General features: G+C 64.3%; 12 protein-coding genes and 1 pseudogene. 6 read left to right on the forward strand and 7 right to left on the reverse strand.

The annotated features are described in order from the left end of the window. Nucleotides 1-225 precede the first annotated feature (225 nt). Nucleotides 226-3,434 (reverse strand): annotated as a pseudogene (gene rne, locus ACVOMF_RS12815) (ribonuclease E). Between the two features lie 411 nt (nucleotides 3,435-3,845). Here rne and ACVOMF_RS12820 point away from each other — a divergent pair. Further along, nucleotides 3,846-4,817, forward strand: a complete 972-nt coding sequence (locus ACVOMF_RS12820) for an RluA family pseudouridine synthase (RefSeq protein ID WP_481509642.1) — start codon at nucleotides 3,846-3,848, stop codon at nucleotides 4,815-4,817. A gap of 181 nt (nucleotides 4,818-4,998) precedes the next feature. Here the strand turns inward: ACVOMF_RS12820 and zupT are convergent, their stop codons facing one another. Genes zupT through ACVOMF_RS12835 form a run of 3 tightly spaced genes read right to left on the reverse strand, consistent with a single transcriptional unit; the run spans nucleotide 4,999 to nucleotide 6,594 of the window. Then, nucleotides 4,999-5,808 carry a zinc transporter ZupT gene (zupT, locus tag ACVOMF_RS12825; RefSeq protein ID WP_481509643.1) on the reverse strand — a complete coding sequence of 270 codons (810 nt, stop codon included), beginning with the start codon at nucleotides 5,806-5,808 and terminating at the stop codon, nucleotides 4,999-5,001. 20 nt (nucleotides 5,809-5,828) lie between these two features. Continuing rightward, a complete protein-coding gene (locus ACVOMF_RS12830) occupies nucleotides 5,829-6,245 on the reverse strand; it encodes an energy transducer TonB (protein ID WP_481509644.1) in 417 nt (138 codons plus the stop codon). Between the two features lies 1 nt (nucleotide 6,246). After that, nucleotides 6,247-6,594, reverse strand: a complete 348-nt coding sequence (locus tag ACVOMF_RS12835; protein ID WP_282273013.1) for a 4a-hydroxytetrahydrobiopterin dehydratase — start codon at nucleotides 6,592-6,594, stop codon at nucleotides 6,247-6,249. Between the two features lie 88 nt (nucleotides 6,595-6,682). Between ACVOMF_RS12835 and ACVOMF_RS12840 the strand changes: the two genes are divergently transcribed. After that, on the forward strand, nucleotides 6,683-7,282 hold the full coding sequence (locus ACVOMF_RS12840) for an NfuA family Fe-S biogenesis protein (protein ID WP_481509645.1): 600 nt from the start codon (nucleotides 6,683-6,685) through the stop codon (nucleotides 7,280-7,282). Between the two features lie 13 nt (nucleotides 7,283-7,295). Further along, nucleotides 7,296-9,095, forward strand: coding sequence for a DNA polymerase III subunit gamma/tau domain-containing protein (locus ACVOMF_RS12845; RefSeq protein ID WP_481509646.1), 1,800 nt, complete (start codon nucleotides 7,296-7,298; stop codon nucleotides 9,093-9,095). 165 nt (nucleotides 9,096-9,260) lie between these two features. Here the strand turns inward: ACVOMF_RS12845 and ACVOMF_RS12850 are convergent, their stop codons facing one another. The 3 genes from ACVOMF_RS12850 to ACVOMF_RS12860 all read right to left on the reverse strand — a co-directional run bounded on the left by ACVOMF_RS12850 (nucleotide 9,261) and on the right by ACVOMF_RS12860 (nucleotide 10,608). After that, on the reverse strand, nucleotides 9,261-9,545 hold the full coding sequence (locus ACVOMF_RS12850; RefSeq protein WP_481509647.1) for a hypothetical protein: 285 nt from the start codon (nucleotides 9,543-9,545) through the stop codon (nucleotides 9,261-9,263). Between the two features lie 199 nt (nucleotides 9,546-9,744). Beyond that, nucleotides 9,745-10,206 carry a c-type cytochrome gene (locus ACVOMF_RS12855; protein ID WP_481509648.1) on the reverse strand — a complete coding sequence of 154 codons (462 nt, stop codon included), beginning with the start codon at nucleotides 10,204-10,206 and terminating at the stop codon, nucleotides 9,745-9,747. 9 nt (nucleotides 10,207-10,215) lie between these two features. After that, entirely contained in the window at nucleotides 10,216-10,608 is a 393-nt protein-coding gene (locus tag ACVOMF_RS12860; RefSeq protein WP_481509649.1) for a c-type cytochrome, read from the reverse strand. A 223-nt stretch (nucleotides 10,609-10,831) separates the two neighbouring features. Between ACVOMF_RS12860 and ACVOMF_RS12865 the strand changes: the two genes are divergently transcribed. From ACVOMF_RS12865 to ACVOMF_RS12875, 3 genes are read left to right on the forward strand one after another with little or no spacing between them, the layout of a single operon-like run. Further along, on the forward strand, nucleotides 10,832-11,968 hold the full coding sequence (locus ACVOMF_RS12865; protein WP_481509650.1) for an efflux RND transporter periplasmic adaptor subunit: 1,137 nt from the start codon (nucleotides 10,832-10,834) through the stop codon (nucleotides 11,966-11,968). Then, complete coding sequence (locus tag ACVOMF_RS12870; protein WP_481509651.1) at nucleotides 11,965-15,432, forward strand: efflux RND transporter permease subunit; 3,468 nt, start codon at nucleotides 11,965-11,967, stop codon at nucleotides 15,430-15,432. The genes ACVOMF_RS12865 and ACVOMF_RS12870 overlap by 4 nt, the downstream gene beginning before the upstream one ends. Nucleotides 15,433-15,436: 4 nt before the next feature. Then, nucleotides 15,437-18,508 carry an efflux RND transporter permease subunit gene (locus ACVOMF_RS12875; protein ID WP_481509652.1) on the forward strand — a complete coding sequence of 1,024 codons (3,072 nt, stop codon included), beginning with the start codon at nucleotides 15,437-15,439 and terminating at the stop codon, nucleotides 18,506-18,508. Nucleotides 18,509-18,818: the final 310 nt, after the last annotated feature.

Genomic DNA, 18,818 nt, shown 5'->3' on the forward strand with positions numbered 1-18,818 from the left:
TGGCGTTGCGGGGCACGCCAGCCCAGCCTTCGCCTGCGGGAGCGGCGTGAGCCCCGAAGCTGGCGTTGCTCAAGCCCCGGCGGCTGTGCCCTCTGATGATGTGCGTGTTTCGCGGCTGACGCCGCTCCCACAAGAGGCTTGAAGCGCAGCCGCTGCGGTTACGTGGTCCAGAAACGCAGAAAGCGGCCCGAAGGCCGCTTTCCGTTTTTGCACAAACTTGACGGATCAGCCGTTACGCGGCTGTTCGTCTTCCTGCTTCTCGGCCTCGGCTTCGGTCACGGTGCTGTCGGCATGCACGGCCGGGGCCGCGACGACGAGGGGTGCTGGCGCTACGGTCTCGACGACCGGCGTTTCAGCGCTTTCCTCAACAACCGCGGTCTGGGCGAACAGCTGCCCGTTCTCCGGTGCTGCGGGCTCCGGCGCTGCAACTACGGCCGGTTCCGGCTGCAGGGTGCTGACGGGGGGCGGCACTGTGTTGACCGGTGCAACAGGCGCGGCCTGCTCGATCGATGCCGGGGTCACTACCGGTGCACTGACAACCACCGGAGCGGCGACAGGTGCTTCGACCACGACGGCAGCCGGGGTTGCGATGACGGCTTCGGCGGCGGCTTCTGCAGGGGCAGCAATTGCCTGTTCGGCTTGATCACTGCCGGTTCGGCGGCAACTGCCACCTCGACGGGAGCGACCGACGCTGGTGCGACCACTTCGACAACGGCTGCTTCGACAGCAAACACTTCGACAGCAGCGGCAGGTGCTGCAGCAGCAACCGCAGCAACGGCTGTAGCAGCTTGCACCGGTGCAGCAACAGCCGGCTTGGCTGCTACTGGAGCGGAAGCAGGAGCGGCCGGAGTTGCGGGCTCGTCATCGAACTCGAACTCGGGCTGGCTGCTGGCGGGCTTGGCCGAGGCCTCATTGACTTCGCCATCGGCGTCATCAAAAGCGTCCAGACCATCCTCGTCACCGCCCAGGTTTTCACCGCCGACGGCACCTTCACCGTTGCCACGACGGCGACGACGGCCGCCGCGGCGACCGCGACGACGACGACCACCGGCTTCGCCGGCACCGTCTTCGGCTGCTGCAACCGGGTTGCCGTTCTCGTCGACGACCACAGCCACTGCTGGCTGCTCCTCGGAGACGACCGCTGGCTTGGCGATCTCGGCAGCAATGGTGTTTTCCTTCACCGCGGCATCGGTGTTGGCAACGGCTTCGTTTGCCACAATCGCTGCTGCGGCAACCACCGGTGCCGCGACGGCCGGTGCAGCTGCGCGAGCGGCGTCCTGCTGTGGCTGCTGCTGGCGTGCGGGCTTCTCGGCCTGCGCGTTCTGCTGCTGGACCTGCTTGTCGGTGTCTTGCTGCGGCTTGGGCTGCTTCGGCTGCTTGGGCTGTTTGGCCTGCTGCTGCTCGTTGTTGCGCTGCTGCTTGGGCTGCTGCTGGGCCTGATCACCGCGCTGCTGTTCATTGCGCTGCTTGGGCTGCTGGGCGTTGTTCTGCGCCTGCTGCTGGCCCTGCTGCTGCGGCTTGTCAGCGTTCTGGCGGCGATCTTCGCGGCGCTGCTCATCACGGCGGTTGCCGTTGGCGTTGCCGCCAGCATTTGCATTGCCGTTGCCACCGCGAGCCTGCTGGCCGTTGCGACCATCACGGCGCTGGTTGCCGCGCTCGTTGCGGTTGTTGCGGCCGTTGTCCTGGCGCTGTGGCTGGGCCGGCTGTGCTGCCGGTGCCGGCTCGCCGCCGAATACGCGCTTGAGCCAGCCCATCACGCCGCCAGCGGCGGGCGCGACAGGTGCAGCAACCGGTGCCGGAGCCGGGGCGGCTTCGACGACTTCACGGACGGGCGCAGGCTGGCTGTGCTTGACGTGGGTCACGGCCGGCGCCGGGATGTTCAGCTGTGCCTTGGTCAGTGCATGCACCGGCAGCTTGCGCGGGGTGCCGCGCTGGTAGCTGGGCTTGCTCGACTCTTCACCCAGCTCGTTGTCGCGCAGGCGCGTGACTTCGTAGTGCGGGGTGTGCAACTGCTCGTCGGCAACGATGACGATGGGCGCGTCATGGCGCTGCTCGATTTCACGCAGGGCGCTGCGCTTCTCGTTGAGCAGGTAATTGGCGATTTCGACCGGGGCTTGGACCAGCACCTGTCCGGTGTTTTCCTTCATCGCATGCTCTTCGGCAACGCGGATGATGGACAGCGACAGCGACTCGATGCTGCGCATGCGGCCCTGGCCGTCACAACGCGGGCAGACGATCTGGCTGGATTCGCCCAGGCTCGGGCGCAGGCGCTGGCGGCTCATTTCCATCAGGCCGAAGCGCGAGATGCGGCCCAGCTGGACGCGGGCACGGTCGTACTTCAGCGCATTCTGCAGGCGGTTTTCGACTTCGCGCTGGTGCTTGCTGGAGGACATGTCGATGAAATCGATGACCACCAGGCCGCCCAGGTCGCGCAGGCGCAGCTGGCGGGCGACTTCTTCGGCTGCTTCCAGGTTGGTCTGGAAGGCGGTGTCCTCGATGTCGCTGCCCTTGGTGGAACGGGCCGAGTTGACGTCGATCGCGGTCAGCGCTTCGGTCTGGTCAACCACGATCGAGCCGCCGGACGGCAGGCGCACGTTGCGCTCGTAGATCGCCTCGATCTGTGATTCGATCTGGAAGCGGTTGAACAGCGGGATGTCGTCCTTGTAATGCTTGAGCTTGCGCAGGGTCTGCGGCATCACCTGCTGCATGAAGTCGCGTGCGGTCTCGTACAGCTCTTCGGTGTCGACCAGGATCTCGCCGACGTCCGAGCGCAGGTAGTCGCGCAGCGCGCGCACGATCAGGCGCGATTCCTGGTAGATCAGGAACGGGGCCGGCTTGGTCAGTGCGGCCTCGGCGATCGAGCGCCAGACCTGCAACAGGTAGTCCAGATCCCACTGCAGCTCTTCAGCATCGCGGCCAACGCCGGCGGTGCGGATGATCACGCCCATGTCGTCGGGGATGTTCAGCTTGTCCAGCGCTTCCTTCAGGGCGGCGCGGTCTTCACCCTCGATGCGACGGGAAACGCCGCCGGCAGAGGGGGAGTTCGGCATCAGCACCATGTAGCGGCCGGCCAGGGAGATGAAGGTGGTCAGGGCGGCGCCCTTGTTGCCACGCTCTTCCTTGTCGACCTGCACGACGATTTCCTGGCCTTCGCGCAGGAGTTCCTTGATGCCGGCTTTGTTGTGGTCCACGCCCGCCTGGAAGTAATCGCGGGAGATTTCCTTCAGTGGCAGGAAGCCATGGCGGTCACCGCCGTACTCGACAAAGGCAGCCTCGAGCGACGGCTCAAGACGGGTGATGCGGCCCTTGTAGATGTTGGACTTTTTCTGTTCCTTCGACGGCTGTTCGATGTCGATGTCGTACAGGTTTTGCCCGTCGACGATGGCCACGCGCAGTTCTTCAGCCTGCGTGGCATTGATCAGCATTCGCTTCATTGTGCGTTCCTCGCGCGCTGCTACCGCGCGGAACGCCATGGGGTTTCGCCTCTGGACACGGTTCGCCGCCCATTCGCGCAGGCGCGGGCAGGGCGGCTTGGGTTTCCAGCGCTACGACACCACGGCAGGCCGCGGGAGCGCTTCTTTCTTGTTTTAGGTGTTTCAGGGCCGGCGGCCGCCCGCGGCCGTGGCCGATGGCGTCGCGCGGGACATGGGTTTCGTCCAGCTCGGATGCTTTTTTGGCATCCGGCGATGGCCGGGAACGCCGACGAGCCGCTAACATGGCCGCCCCGGGGGCGGTGGCCGCGCACTGTGCCGGATTCGTAGGGAGCGGGGCTTCTGGCCCTGACCAACTTCCAACGAAATCAAACCCTTATATCGCCCCCCGAGTGTAGCAGAATAAATAGGCCGATGACTGATTCTGACAAGCCCCAAGCACCGCCTGCCGCCAAGAGCAGCGTGCGCATGATCAAAGTGCCCGAAGACAGGGCAGGACAGCGACTGGACAACTTTTTGTTGGGTCAGCTGAAGGGCGCGCCACGCAGCCTGGTCTATAAACTGGTCCGCAGTGGCCAGGTCCGGGTGAACGGCGGCCGTGCCAAGGCCGACCGCAAGCTGGACGGCGGCGAAGAGGTGCGTATCCCGCCGGTCAATCTCAACGAGCTTGGAGACAAAACGCCGCCGCCGAGCAGCTTCCTGCAGCGCATGGAAGAAGCCATCGTCTTCGAGGACGCCAAGCTGTTGGTGATCAACAAGCCGACCGGCGTGGCCAGCCACGGTGGCAGCGGTATCAGCCACGGTGCGATCGAGACCATGCGCGCGCTACGGCCGAACATGAACCTGGAGCTGGTGCACCGGTTGGACCGCGACACCTCCGGCCTGCTGATCCTGGCCAAGAAACGCTCAGCTCTGGTCGAGCTGCAGGCCTTGCTGCGTGAGGACCACGGCGGCATCCAGAAACGCTACCTGACCTTGCTGGCCGGGCGCATGCCGGACGGTGTGATGAGTGTGGACGCACCGCTGCATGTCGGCCTGCGCCAGGGCGGCGAACGCCACGTTCAGGTGAATGCGATCGGCAAGCCCTCGTTGAGTCATTTCAAGGTGCTGGAGCGTCGCGGCGGGCAATCCTACTGCGAAGTCCGGATCGAAACCGGCCGTACCCACCAGATCCGCGTGCACGCCCAGCACATCGGTCACCCGGTGGCAGGTGACGACAAGTACGGCGATCCTGCAGTCAACAAGCGTTTTCGTGAGCAGATCGGGCTGAAGCGACTGTTCCTGCACGCAGCCTCGTTGGAGTTCGCGCTGGACGGCGGCAAGACACCTTATGTATTGAATGCGCCGCTGCCGCCGGATCTGGTGGATGCGCTGAACAAGCTTTGAGGGGCTGAAGCCAGGATTGGGGGGAGAGGCAGGGTTTGTGGGAGCGGCGTGAGCCGCGAAGCTGACCTTGCTTGGGCCCTGCATCCCGGCTATCTGATGATATGCGGGCTTCGCGGCTCATGCCGCTCCCACAAGGGATCCGATTTCAGGCTTGGCAAGGTTGGCTATCAGCCCGAGCTTCCTACCACTTGAACAGCACCAGACTCACCGCAATCGTTGCCATGCCGATCACCAGCCCGTAAACGGTCTCGTGGCCATGGGCGTAGCGCTTGGCGGCCGGCAATAGTTCGTCCAACGCCAGAAACACCATGATGCCGGCGATCAGTCCGAACACCGCGCCAAAGGTGGCTGGGGACAGGGCGTCCGCCAGCAGGAAGTAGCCAATGGCTGCGCCTACCGGTTCGGCCAGGCCCGACAGCAGGCTGGCGCCGAAGGCGTAGGACTTGCGGCCAGTGGCCAGATACACCGGCACGGCGATGGCGATGCCTTCGGGGATGTTGTGGATGGCGATGGCGAACGCCAGTGGTAACCCGACCGAGGGACTTTCCAGAGTGGCGAAGAAAGTCGCCAGTCCTTCCGGGAAATTGTGCGCGGTGATGGCGATCGCGCTGAGCAGGCCGACCCGGCGGATCTGCGTGTGGCTGTGGTCGTGGAAGGCCGGGTCCTGCTTGTCCAGGCTGTCGTGCGGGTTCGGAACCAGGTGGTCGATCAGCACTACCAGCAGGACGCCGCCGAGGAACCACAAGGTGCCGTAGGTATAGCCGAGGCGGTCGCCATAGGCCTGGGCGAACGAACTGATCGACTTGTTCAGGATCTCCGACAGCGAGACGTAGACCATCGCTCCGCCGGCAAAGGCCAACCCGAACGCCAACAGGCGTGGATTCGGGCGCCTGGAGAACAGGACCAGCAGGCTGCCGACAGCCGTGGCCAGGCCGGCAGCCAAGGTCAGGCTGAACGCAAGCCAGAGGTTGTCACTGGAGAATGCGTGCATGCGCGCCGGCCGTTACCGGCTCAGCCGCCACGGCGCGCGCGTTCTTCGATGGCAAAGCACTCGTTCGGCTTCGGGTCCGGCGGGTTGAAGCTGACCGGTACCTGGATGGTGGTGGGCACCGGCTGGCCGTTGCGGGTGGCCGGGTTGAACTTCCACTCGCGCACGCGGCGCGCGGCGGAGTCGTCCAGTTGGCTGTTGCCGCTGCTGGTGACCAGCGAGACCTCGGTAGGCGTGCCCTGCGGGCCAACCACCACGCGCAGCACGCTCTTGCCGCCGACGCCGGTGCAGGCGAGTTCGGCCGGATAGTCCGGTGGCGGGGTCTGCACGGCAGCCACTTCGGTCGGGGCGACGGCCGGTGCGGCCGGTTGGTCGGAGGAGTTGCAGGCGCTTAGTGCAGCCACGGTACCCATTGCAGCGAATAGCAGACGCAATTTCATGTCATTGCTCCGTTAGTGCGGATGCCTTGGCGGCACAGATGAAGTCGTTTTCGCTCAGGCCGCCCACATCGTGGGTGGAAAAGCGCACAACGGCACGGTCGTAGTGCACGCCCAGGTCGGGGTGGTGGTCTTCGCGGTGCGCAACCCAAGCCAATGCATTCACGAATGCCATGGTGCCGTGGTAGTTGTCAAAGCGGAATGTACGGGTCAGGGCCTGGCCGTTTTCGGCCAGCTCCCAGCCGGGGACCTGCGGTAGCAGCTCGGCGACGCGGGCCTGCCCGAGCCGATATTCGCTGCCCCGGCGCGGGCTGCAGTGTGCTTGTGCCAGCGGGATGAGATCAGGGGCCATGCATACCTCCATAACAGGTGACTGAACTGTGCCGACCTTGGAATCACTGTCCCAACGGTGGCAACCAAGACACGGCTAGAATACCCGCATGATCCAGATCTCAGATACCGCCCAAACACATTTCCGCAAGTTGATCGAACGCGAGGCCGTGCCCGGGATGGGCGTGCGCCTGAGCGCGATGGACCCGGGAACCCCGAGCGCAGACGCGCGCCTTGAATTTGCCGAGCCGGCTGACCTGCTCGGTGACGAGTGGGCGGTGGATTGCGATGGCTTCACCTTGTATATCGCTGCGACCAGCGTGGCGTGGTTGGACGGCGCCGAGATCGACTTCGTCACCCAGGCTGCCGGTACCCAGCAGCTGACGATCAAGGCCCCCAAGATCAAGGGCGAAGCCCCCGGTGATGCAGCGTCCATCGTTGAGCGTGTGCGTTGGGTGATCGAGAACGAAATCAATCCGCAGCTGGCTTCGCATGGCGGCCGCGTGGCCGTGCAGGAAGTGTCGGCCGACGGCGTGGTGTTGCTGCGCTTCGGCGGTGGCTGCCATGGTTGTGGCATGGCCGATGTGACCTTGAAACAGGGGATCGAGAAGACCTTGATGGGCCGGGTGCCGGGCATCACCGCCGTGCGTGACGCCACCGACCACGAAACCAGTCAGGCGCCGTATATTCCGCGCGACGGCGCGGGCTGAGCCGCTACCACGCATGCCGGTGACATCGGTTACCGAGCTGATCAATCTGCTGGCCTCGCGCCGGCAGACCAGCATCCTTCATGATCGCCGCACCGGCATGCCATACAGCTGGAGCAACTGGCTGCGCACGCGTGTGTCCAAGGGGCTGTCCGCGTTTGTCGATGCCGATGCTGCGGGAGCCATGGCAGCTCGACCGCCGCGACCACGCGAGGCTGCAGCTGCGCCGTTGCCGTTGTGGCAACACATCGTGTTGCTGTTCTGGAATGGTGGCGAAGCGCCGCCGCGCGATCAGCGTGGCCTGCGCTGGTTCGCGGGTTTCTTCAGTGCCGGCCTGCATGTGCTGTTCGCGCTGCTGTTGCTGTGGGTGGCGCTGGTGCGCAGCAATGTGCCGGAACAGGATGCCGAAGAAGGCGAGCGCGTGCAGGTGGAGTATGTCGGGCGCGGTACGCCGGACGAAGAGGGCGGCGGTGCCCCGCAGGCTGCTGAGGTGGCGGGTGCGCAGGCAGCCGTAGCTGCGCAGTCTGGAGCAGCTTCCGCTGAGCCATCGGCACCTGTGGCGCAGGAATCAGTTGAAGCACCGGCTGCGAGTGCTTCGCAGGCCAGCGCGGAGTCTGCTGAGTCAGCATTCGAGCCTGAATGGATGCAGATTGACGCATCCAAGCCAGTGCCGGAGCCACCAACCGCAAGCGAGCAGCCGCTGCAGGTGCCGGAGACGAACCGGCCGACCAGCGAGTTCGTGGTGCCTCCCGCGACTGTGACGGCGCCTGCGTTGCGCAGCAGCCAAGCCCAGGTGCGCGAACGCACGGTCGAAACCGCGGTTGATCGTCCGCAAGCGACGCAGGCGTTACGCCAGCCTGCGGACGTTGCGGTGCAGCTGCGCTCGCCCCAGGTGCAGGTGCGTGAACGTCAGATCGAAGTCGCCACGCAGCAACCGATAGCGGTGACGCAGCCGCGTGTGCGCGAAACGCAGGTGCAGATTCGCGCGCCTGAGTTTGGCGTGCGTGAACGTCAGATTGAAACCGCAACGCAGGAATCGGTGGCGATGGCGGCGTTGCCATCGCGTGCTGCGCAGGTGCAAGTGAAGACGCCGACGATGGCGGTGCGTGAGCGCACGGTACCCGGTGTGCCAGACAAGCCTGCCGCTCAGGCGGCGACGAGTCCAAATGCAGCGACGCAGGCATCAACCGGTACAACGGCAGCAAGTGCATCGACCAGCCCGTCGCGCACTGGCGGGCAGGCGGTTGCCAATCCGAGTCCGCGTGCTGGAACCAGTGCAGGTGCAGGCCCCAAGCCGCAGGATCGCAGCGGTGGTTGGGCTGCACCAAATCGTGGCGATGATTGGGGTGCAGCGCAGCGCCAGGTAGCCGGTAGCGCTGGCGGTCAGGCTGACAAGGGCACGGGGCTGTTCAATGCAGACGGCAGCGTAAAGCTGGGCGGCAACGAGGGGCAGGCGCAGGACGCGGCCAAGCGTGGCGCGCCGGGCGGTGACGCCGACACCTGGAGCCGCGAGCGCATCGCCGAATCCGGCACCTGGCTCAAGCGCCCGCCGTACGACTACACACCAACTTCGTTCGACAAATACTGGGCGCCGAACGAATCCCTGTTGGCCGAGTGGGTGCGCAGGGGCATCAAGAGCGTGGAGATTCCGATCCCCGGCTCAAAGAGCAAGATTTCCTGCGTGGTATCGATGCTGCAGTTCGGTGGCGGTTGCGGCCTGACCAACCCGAACATGCAGGAGCAGCCGGCAGAAGCAAGGCCGCCGCCGGATATACCGTTCAAGAAAGAGTTGCAGGAAGACAACGGCAGTCGTTGAGTGTTCTGTGGTGCGTCGCATGCCGCATTGGTTCTGGTAGGAGCGGCGTAAGCCGCGAAGCTCATGCCGAATCAGGTGTCGCATATGCCTGAGGTTTCGGCAATGCCAGCTTCGCGGCTTACACCGCTCCCACAAGCGGTGTCTGCTGCATTGGTCTTCGGGAACTCAGCTGCCCATGACAAAGAAGGTGAAACCGGAGTTGGGCAGGCGTTCGCTGTCCGCACTGATCTCCGTGATTTCCTCGAAGAAAACCCGGGCGTCTTCGCTGCGGAGTTTGGCAGGAGTGTTCAACACATCTTCGTTCCGGAGTTGGTTCAGGGCTAGTGCTTCCGCATCGTCTCTGTTTGCTGCCTCCACGAAGCGGGTTGCATAGAAGCCAATGGGCGAGTGCTTGCCAAGAAGGGCGCCCGGGAAGTTTTCGCCGCAGATCAAGCATCGATAAAGTGGCATGCGTGGTCAGGTGTCCGTTTGGGGAGTGGCGTCAGCCGCGAAGCAGATGGCGCTTCAGATGGCGCAAATGAGTGGTGCTCCAACAATGCCAGCTTCGCGGCTTACGCCGCTCCCACAAACAGCCTCGAGAGCATTGCATATGAACAAAGCCGCCCAAGGGCGGCTTTGTTGTTTCGGTGCGGTGCTGCGATGGCTATCCTCAGTCCACGCCGTGCAGGTCGCGCAACTGGCTGGGGCGCGAGCCGAAGTAGGCGGCCAGATCGGCGATGTCCTGATCGCTCAGGTTCTGCGCCTGCGGCGTCATCAGCATGTGGTCGCGGGTGCTGGCACGGTAGGCCTGCAGCGCGTGGGCGAGGTAGTCGCCGTACTGGCCGCCGAGTTTGGGATAGGTCGGGTCGATCGGGTTGTTGCCGTCGGCGCCGTGGCAGTCGATGCAGCTCTGCCCGGTGGCCTTGCCCTTTGCAGAGGCCAGGTGCTCACCGGCGGCGATGCGCCCAGTGGGCAAGCCTGCTGAGGAGCTGGAGCTGTGTTCACCGCTGGCATGGCCGGGGTCGGCGGCGGATTTGCTGCTGGACTCGACCTCCGACTGCGTACAGGCAGTCAGACCCATGGCGGCGAACAGGGCGATGTACAAACGCAGTGCGTGCGTGGCTTTCGTCATGGTCGGCGCTTATTTGAGGGTGGACAGGTAGGCGGAGAGATCAGCAATGTCCTGCGGGCTGAAACTCATGGATTGCGCCTGCATCGTCGGATGCTTGCGCTTGCCTTCGCGGTACTCGGTCAGCGCCTGGGTCAGGTATTGCGGCGACTGCCCACCGATCTTCGGCACGCGGTAGCTGGGGTAGGCGTTCTTGTAGCCGGTGATGCCGTGGCAGCCCTGGCAGGTATAGGCCAGGGTCCGGCCGGTAGCAGCATTGCCAGTGCTTGCCGGCGCCGGTGTGGCGGCGGGGGCAGTAGCGGCGGGGGCGACGGCGGGTGGAGCAGACTGCGGATCAGCTTGGGCGGCCCCGAAGGTCAGGGCAAAAGCCAGAGCGAAACAAGCGGCGAGCGGCTGCGAGCGCATGGTTTCCTTATCCGGTAAGCGGGTCTGGGGTTCCGCCGTGGGATACGGAACGGGCCGAGTATAGCCCGCGTATTTACCCGTTCGGAACAGGCGCTTGGATGCTGCAATGCGGTAGGCGGAAGCATAAGGGACAGGTACCCATGACTTTCGGGGCATGGTGTGGGTGTGGGGTGGTGCAATACTTTGCTACAACACCTGCCTACGCATCCCCAGGGACAAGACGATGTCGCGACTTTTCACTCTGCACGCCCGCACCGGAAGCTGCGCTGCTGCACTCCTGATCACCACTTCCCTGTTGCTTGGCGGTTGCAAAGCCGGTGGCGAGGAAGCCAAGGCCAAGACGCCGGATGAGCAGAAGGCCAGTGATGCCGTGCCGGTGGAAGTGGCCAAGGCCGAGCGCCGTGCCATTGCCGCCAGCTATACCGGCACAGCGGCGCTGGAGCCGCGCGCCGAATCGCAGGTGGTCGCCAAGACCTCCGGCGTGGCGCTGGCGGTACTGGTTGAGGAAGGCCAGCAGGTGCGCGCCGGGCAACCGCTGGTAAGGCTGGACCCGGACCGCGCCCGACTGAGCGTGGCGCAGAGCGAGGCGCAGATGCGCAAGCTCGAGAACAGCTATCACCGCGCCGAAAAGCTGGTGCAGCAGCAGCTGGTCAGCGCGGCCGATGTGGACCAGCTGCGCTATGACCTGGAGAACGCGCGGGCGATGTACCGGATGGCAACGCTGGAGTTGTCCTACACGACGGTGGTCGCGCCGATCAGCGGCGTGGTCGCCTCGCGTGACATCAAGCCGGGCAACTTCGTGCAGATCAACTCGCCGATCATCCGCATCGTCGACAGCGGCCAGCTGGAAGCAACCCTCAATGTGCCCGAGCGCGAGATCGCCAAGCTCAAGCCGGGTCAGGCGGTGTCGCTGCAGGTCGATGCGCTGCCGGGCAAGCCGTTCACCGGCACGGTGGATCGCGTTGCGCCGGTGGTCGACAACGGCACCGGCACCTTCCGCGTGGTGACTACGTTCACCGGCGAAGACGCATTGCAGGCCGGCATGTTCGGCCGCTTGAGCATCAACTACGACCAGCGCGCCGATGCGTTGGTAGTGCCGCGTACCGCGTTGCTGGAAGACGGCGGCAAGCCGGCAGTCTATGTGGTGCGTGACGGCAAGGCTGTGCGCACCGAGTTGGCCCTGGGTTATGACGATGCCGGCTTCATCGAGGTGCGCAACGGTCTGAAGCAGGGTGATGAAGTCGTCATCGCCGGCAAGGCGGCACTGCGCGAAGGCAGTGCGGTGCAGGTGATCGGCAAGGAGAAGGCGGTCGCAGCGGCGGCCAAGGCGCCGGCAGCCGCACAGGCGACCAAACAATGAGTGACCACGGACCGTCGGCTTCCGGCGGTGGCTTCGATCTGATCGAGTTCGCCACCCGCCGCCGCGTCACCATCGCGATGATGACGCTGACCCTGGTGTTGTTTGGCCTGATCTCGCTGTCCAGCCTGAAGGTCGAACTGCTGCCGGACCTGAGCTATCCCACCCTGACCGTGCGTACCGATTACGAAGGTGCGGCACCGGCCGAGGTGGAAACCCTGATTTCGCAGCCGGCCGAAGAAGCGCTGGGCATCGTCAAGGGCCTGCGCAAGCTCAAGTCGATCTCGCGCACTGGTCAAAGCGACGTGGTGCTGGAGTTCGCCTGGGGCACGGACATGCAGCAGGCCGGGCTCGACGTGCGCGACAAGACGGAGACGCTGCAGTTGCCGCTGGAGGCCAAGCCGCCGGTGTTGCTGCGCTTCAATCCTTCCACCCAGCCGATCATGCGGCTGGCGTTGTCGTCCAAGCAGGAGGCCGGCAACGACGCCGATGCCGTGCGCCGCCTGATGGAGCTGCGTCGTTATGCCGATGAAGACCTCAAACGCAAGCTCGAGCCCGTCAGTGGTGTGGCCGCGGTCAAGGTTGGCGGCGGTCTGGAAGACGAGATCCAGGTTGATATCGACCAGCGCAAGCTGGCCGCGCTCGGTCTGTCGCTGGACACGGTGATCCAGCGTCTGCAGCAGGAGAACGTGAACCTGTCCGGCGGTCGCCTGGAAGAAGGCTCGCAGCGTTACCTGGTGCGAACCGTCAACCAGTTCGCCACGGTCGAACAGATGCGCGAGATGCTGCTGACCACGGCCAGTGGCTCCAGCACCGCCAGCTCGACCGGTGAGAACCGCCAGCTGATGTCGGCCATCCTCGGCAGCAGCGATCCCAACGTGATCGCGGCGATGCGCAGTGATGGCAGCAGCAGCGCACCCAGCGTGCGCTTGAAGGACGTGGCCGAAGTGCGCCAGGGCTACAAGGAGCGCGAAGCGGTGATCCGCGCTGCCGGCCATGAAGCAGTCGAACTCGCTGTCTACAAGGAAGGCGACGCCAATACCGTTTCCACCGCCGATGCGCTGGAAGCCCGGCTCGAAACCATCCGCAAGGAAATGCCCAAGGACATCGAGATGACGATGGTGGAGGACCAGTCGGTCTTCATCCGCCACGCCATCAAGGACGTCAAGATCGATGCGGTGATCGGCGGCCTGCTGTCGGTGCTGATCATCTTCCTGTTCCTGCGCGATGGCTGGAGCACCTTCGTGATCTCGCTGTCGCTGCCGATCTCGATCATCGCCACGTTCTTCTTCATGGGCCAGCTCGGCCTGAGCTTGAACGTGATGTCGCTGGGCGGCCTGGCGCTGGCCACCGGTCTGGTGGTGGATGACTCGATCGTGGTGCTGGAATCCATCGCCAAGGCGCGCGAGCGCGGCATGGGCATCCTGGAAGCGGCGATCAAGGGCACCCGTGAAGTGTTCATGGCAGTGGTTGCCTCGACCCTGACCACCATCGCGGTGTTCCTGCCGCTGGTATTCGTCGAAGGCATCGCAGGCCAGTTGTTCCGTGACCAGGCCTTGACCGTGTCGATCGCCATCGCGGTGTCGCTGGTGGTGTCGATGACCCTGATCCCGATGCTGAGCGCGCTGAAGGGCCGTCCGCCGTTGGAGTTCCCGGCCGAAGACCCGCGCGAACCGTGGCGTCCGCAGAGCCGCTGGAAGAAGCCGGCTGCCTACGCAGGCCGTGGTATCGGCGCGATGTTCCGCTACGGCTTCTATTTCCTCGCCTGGAGTGTGGTGCGGATCTTCCGTGGCATTGCCGCGGTGGCCGGCCCGGTGATGCGCAAGGCCAGTGATCTGGCGATGGCGCCGTATGGCCGCGCGGAAGCGGGTTACCTGCGCGCGCTGCCGGCGGCATTGAAGCGTCCGTGGCCCGTGCTGGGCTTTGCGACGTTGGCGTTCGGTCTGACTTTGGCTGCACTGCCGCTGCTGGGTGTGGACCTGCTGCCGCAGCTGGCCCAGGACCGCTTCGAGATGACCGCCAAGCTGCCGCCGGGCACGCCACTGGCGCAGACCGATGCATTGGTGCGCGAAGTGCAGCGCAAGCATGCCGGCGAAGAAGGCGTGCGCCTGCTGTATGGCGTCTCCGGTACCGGTACGCGACTGGATGCCAGCCCGACCGAGAGCGGCGAGAACATCGGCAAGCTGTCGGTGGTGATGGATGACACCAAGCTGGAGCCGGCACTGACCGAAAAACTGCGCGAGACCATGAAGGCCTGGCCGTCAGCGCAGGTGGATTTCGCCCGCCCGGAACTGTTCGCGCTGTCGCCGCCGCTGGAAATCGAAATCGAGGGCAATAATCTCGAAGATATCCGCGTCGCTGGCAATCGCCTGGCTGGCATGCTGCGCGAGAACCCGCACTATGCCGACGTCAAGTCGACGGTGGAGCAGGGCTTCCCGGAAATCCAGGTGGTGTTCGACCAGGACCGCGCCGCGGCACTCGGCCTGACCACGCGGCAGATCGCTGATGCGGTGGTCAACAAGGTCAAGGGCAATGTCGCTACCCGCTACAGCTTCCGTGATCGCAAGATCGACGTGCTGGTGCGTGTGCAGGAATCTGAGCGTTCCTCGGTCAACGACATCCGTCGCCTGATCGTCAACCCAACCGGCGCCAAGGCGATCGAGCTGGGCTCGGTGGCCGACGTCATCGCCACCACCGGCCCGAGCGAAATCCACCGCGCCAACCAGCGCCGCGTGGCGATTGTTTCGGCCAACCTGCGCGATATCGACCTGGGCAAGGCCATCACCGAAGTGCAGAGCATGGTCGCCAAAAATCCGTTGGGCACCGATGTTGGCATGCATATCGGTGGCCAGGGCCAGGAACTGGGTGAGTCGATCCGCTCGCTGCTGTTCGCCTTCGCATTGGCGGTGTTCCTGGTCTATCTGGTGATGGCATCGCAGTTCGAATCGCTGCTGCATCCTTTCGTCATCCTGTTCACCATCCCGCTGGCGCTGGTTGGTGCGGTTGCAGCCCTGCTGCTGGCGCGCTCACCGGTCTCGGTGGTGGTGTTCATCGGCTTGATCCTATTGGTCGGTCTGGTGGTGAAGAACGCCATCATCCTGATCGACAAAGTCAACCAGCTGCGCGAGGAAGGCGTGGCCAAGCGTGAGGCCTTGGTGGAAGGCGCACGTTCGCGTCTGCGTCCGATCATGATGACCACGCTGTGCGCGGTGTTCGGCTTCCTGCCGCTGGCCCTGGCCTTCGGTGAAGGTGCTGAAGTGCGCTCGCCGATGGCGATCACGGTGATCGGTGGCCTGCTGGTCTCGACCCTGCTGACCCTGCTGGTGATCCCGGTGGTGTACGACCTGCTGGATCGCAAGCCGGACGAGTACTACGCCGAGCGTGGTCGTCGTGCGCGTCAGGCGATGGCCCAGGCCGAGCAGGTGCTGAGCCATGAGCAGGACCCCATCGGCGGCATCAAGGACTGAGCGGATGAATATCACCGAGCTGTCCATCCGCCGCCCCGTCACCACCATCATGCTGTTCGTGTCGATGGTGGTGATCGGCCTGATTGCTGCGTTCAAACTGCCGCTGGAGTCGGAGCCGGAAGCATCGATTCCGTTCTTCTTCATTGCACTGCCGTACCCGGGGTCGACCCCGGAAGAAGTGGAGCGCAACCTGCTGCGGCCGGTTGAAGAGGCCATCGCCACGATGCCCGGCATCAAGACGATGAACTCGCGCGCCAATGCCGAGGGCGGCCAGATCCAGGTCGAGTTCAGCGATTGGAACCGCGACATCGCCATGGCCGCATCCGAAGCGCGTGAGCGTATCGATGCGGTACGCGATGAGTTGCCGGATGACTTCCGTCGTTACTACGTGCAGCGCTGGAGTACCAGTGATCAGGAAGCGATCAGCCTGCGCCTGAACAGTGCCGAGGACCTGACCGCGCGCGCTGACATGATCGAGCGTGCCATCAAGCAGCGCCTGGAGCGTCTGCCCGGCGTGGCCCGTGTTGAAGTGGAAGGCGTTGCCAAGCAGGAAGTGCTGATCGCGCTGGACAAGGACCGCATCAGTGCGCACGGCGTGGCCCTGAATGATCTGGTGCAGAAGCTGCAGGCGGCCAACTTCGCGGTATCGGCCGGACAGATCACCGAGGACGGCCGCCGCCTGCGCGTGCAACCCAGGGGGGAGCTGCTGGAAGTGCAGGAGCTGCGCGACCTGCCGGTCAACAACCGCGGTACCCGCCTGTCGGACATCGCCGAAGTCAGCCTGCAACCGCAGCGCATGAGCTATGTGCGGCGCATGGAAGGCAAGCCCAGCGTGGGCGTGGACATCTACAAGGAGCGCTCGGCGAACCTGGTGGACCTGTCGCGCGCTGTGACCAAGGAAGTCGCGCTGTTGGGTGAGGATCCGGCGTTGCGCGGCGTCGACATCGAGATTGCGTGGGACTCCGGCAAGGCGGTCACCAGTTCGCTGCTGGCCCTGGCTGAGGCCGGTGCGATCGGTCTGCTGCTGTCGGTGATCGTGCTGTACGCCTTCCTGCGCCATTGGCCATCGACGCTGATGGTGTCGATGGCGATCCCGATCTGTTTCATCATGACCTTGGGCTTCATGTACTTCACCGGCATCAGCCTGAACATCATCTCGATGATGGGCTTGTTGCTGGCGGTGGGCATGCTGGTGGACAACGCCGTGGTGGTGGTGGAAAGCATCTACCAGGAGCGCGAGAAATACCCCGGCAAACCGGAGATGGCATCCATCATCGGTACCCGCCATGTGGCGATCGCGCTATCGGCCGGCACCTTGTGCCACTGCGTGGTGTTCCTGCCGATGATGTTCGGCGAGAAGAACATCATCACCATCTACCTGACCCAGCTGGCGCTGACCATCTCGTTCTCGTTGCTGGCCTCGTGGCTGGTGGCGGTGAGCCTGATCCCCATGCTGTCGGCACGGATGAAAACGCCGCCGGCCTTGAAGTCACCATTCATCAGCCGTCTGCAGGAGCGTTATGCGCGGATATTGCGCTGGACCCTGCAGAACCGTGGCTGGAGCGTGGCCGGTATCGTGCTGGTGTCGGTGCTCAGCGTGTGGCCGATGACCCATACCACCGGTGGTGGCGATGACAATGACCCGGATGAGATCAACATCTTCTACCAATGGAAGGGCTCCTATTCCAAGGAAGAGATGGGCAAGGAAGTGCAGCGGGTCGAGGACTTCGTCAACGCCAACCGCGATGAGTTCAAGATCAAGCGCGTGTACAGCCGCTTCGCCGAGCAGGGCTGGGCGCAGACGCGCCTGTACCTGACCGTCGACGACCGCGAGCAGAGCAAGAAGATCGAGGAAGAAGTGCGCAAGGGGCTGCCGCAGTCTGCGCGTGCCAAGATCGGTATCGGCTGGCCGGGTGGCATGGGCAGCGAAGGGCAGGGCCTGCGTTTCAGTCTGGTCGGTGATTCAAGCCAGACCTTGCGTGAGTTGGCCGACGACATCGTGCCGATCCTGGCGCGCAATCCCAAGTTGCGCGATGTGCGCGTGGACGTGGGTGATGCCAATGCCGAGCTGGCGGTGCGGGTCAACCGCGAGCGCGCAGCGTCGTATGGTTTCAGTGCCCAGCAGGTGGCGCAATTCGTGGGCATGGCGCTGCGTGGCTCATCGCTGCGTGACTTCCACCGTGATGACGTCGAGATCCCGGTCAATGTGCGCTTCTCGGGCTCGGAGAACTACAGCATCGAGGACTTGTCTTCGTTCATGGTGCGCAGCTCCAGTGGCAAGGAGATCCCGCTGCTGGCGATGGTGGACGTCAACGTCAATCCGGCGGCCAACTCCATCCAGCGCTTGAACCGGCAGACCATGCTGCGTATCGAGGCCGGTTTGGCCAAGGACGTGCCGATGGACCAGGCGCGCAAGTCCGTCGAGGAGACCCTGGACCGGGTGCAGTTCCCGCCGGGCTATGGCTATACGTTCAATGGTGCCGGCTTCAACATCAACTTCGACGGCATGGACCAGATGATCAGTGCGATTTTCATCGCTCTGATCCTGATGGTGGTGATCATGGCGGCGGTGTTCGAGTCGCTGTTGTTCCCGGCGGCGATCATGTCCTGCGTGCTGTTCTCCATCTATGGCGTGTACTGGCTGTTCTGGCTGACCGGCACCGAGATGAACATCATGGCGGTGATCGGCATCCTGGTGCTGATGGGTGTGGTGGTAAACAACGGCATCGTAATGATCGAGCACATCAACAACCTGCGTCGGCGCGGGGTGTCGCGTACCGATGCATTGATCGAAGGCAGCCGCGAGCGACTGCGGCCAATCATGATGACGATGGGTACGGCAATCCTGGCGATGGTGCCGATTGCCTTGAACACGACCACGGCCGATGGCATGCCGCCGTACTATCCGATGGCGCGCGCGATTGCCGGTGGGTTGGCGTTCTCGACGGTGGTCAGCCTGCTGTTCCTGCCGACCATCTATGCGTTGCTGGATGATCTGCGTACCGGCACTGCACGGCTGGTGCGGCGTGCGCGCGGCTTGCCGCCGGTCGAGCATGCGGCTGTTGCAGAGGGCTGATTGGCTGAAGGGCAAGGGGGCTGTAGCTGCTTCGACGACTGGCAGCGAAGGCAAGAGCAACAGCTGAAGCAAGAGCTGCCCTCACCCCTACCCCTCTCCCGCATGCGGGAGAGGGGACAGTCAAGGCAGAAGCTGGATCAAAGGCCACAGCAGCAGCCAAAGCAACAGCCAAAGCCAAAGCCAAAGCCAAAGCCAAAGCAACAGCTGGCGATCAGGCTCCCGCTGCCGAAGCCGACGATGAATCAGTAAAAGAAAAATTAAGGAGAGCTAGTCCCCTCTCCCGCATGGGGGTGAGGGGTAGGGGTGAGGG

Source organism: Stenotrophomonas sp. STEN022 (genome assembly GCF_056760155.1).

Coding starts and splice junctions, on each gene's coding strand:
- ACVOMF_RS12850 (WP_481509647.1), bottom strand. CDS start 9,545: ATGCCACTTTATCGATGCTTGATCTGCGGCGAAAACTTCCCGGGCGCC.
- ACVOMF_RS12840 (WP_481509645.1), top strand. CDS start 6,683: ATGATCCAGATCTCAGATACCGCCCAAACACATTTCCGCAAGTTGATC.
- ACVOMF_RS12860 (WP_481509649.1), bottom strand. CDS start 10,608: ATGCGCTCGCAGCCGCTCGCCGCTTGTTTCGCTCTGGCTTTTGCCCTG.
- ACVOMF_RS12870 (WP_481509651.1), top strand. CDS start 11,965: ATGAGTGACCACGGACCGTCGGCTTCCGGCGGTGGCTTCGATCTGATC.
- ACVOMF_RS12845 (WP_481509646.1), top strand. CDS start 7,296: ATGCCGGTGACATCGGTTACCGAGCTGATCAATCTGCTGGCCTCGCGC.
- ACVOMF_RS12865 (WP_481509650.1), top strand. CDS start 10,832: ATGTCGCGACTTTTCACTCTGCACGCCCGCACCGGAAGCTGCGCTGCT.
- ACVOMF_RS12875 (WP_481509652.1), top strand. CDS start 15,437: ATGAATATCACCGAGCTGTCCATCCGCCGCCCCGTCACCACCATCATG.
- zupT (WP_481509643.1), bottom strand. CDS start 5,808: ATGCACGCATTCTCCAGTGACAACCTCTGGCTTGCGTTCAGCCTGACC.
- ACVOMF_RS12830 (WP_481509644.1), bottom strand. CDS start 6,245: ATGAAATTGCGTCTGCTATTCGCTGCAATGGGTACCGTGGCTGCACTA.
- ACVOMF_RS12835 (WP_282273013.1), bottom strand. CDS start 6,594: ATGGCCCCTGATCTCATCCCGCTGGCACAAGCACACTGCAGCCCGCGC.
- ACVOMF_RS12820 (WP_481509642.1), top strand. CDS start 3,846: ATGACTGATTCTGACAAGCCCCAAGCACCGCCTGCCGCCAAGAGCAGC.
- ACVOMF_RS12855 (WP_481509648.1), bottom strand. CDS start 10,206: ATGACGAAAGCCACGCACGCACTGCGTTTGTACATCGCCCTGTTCGCC.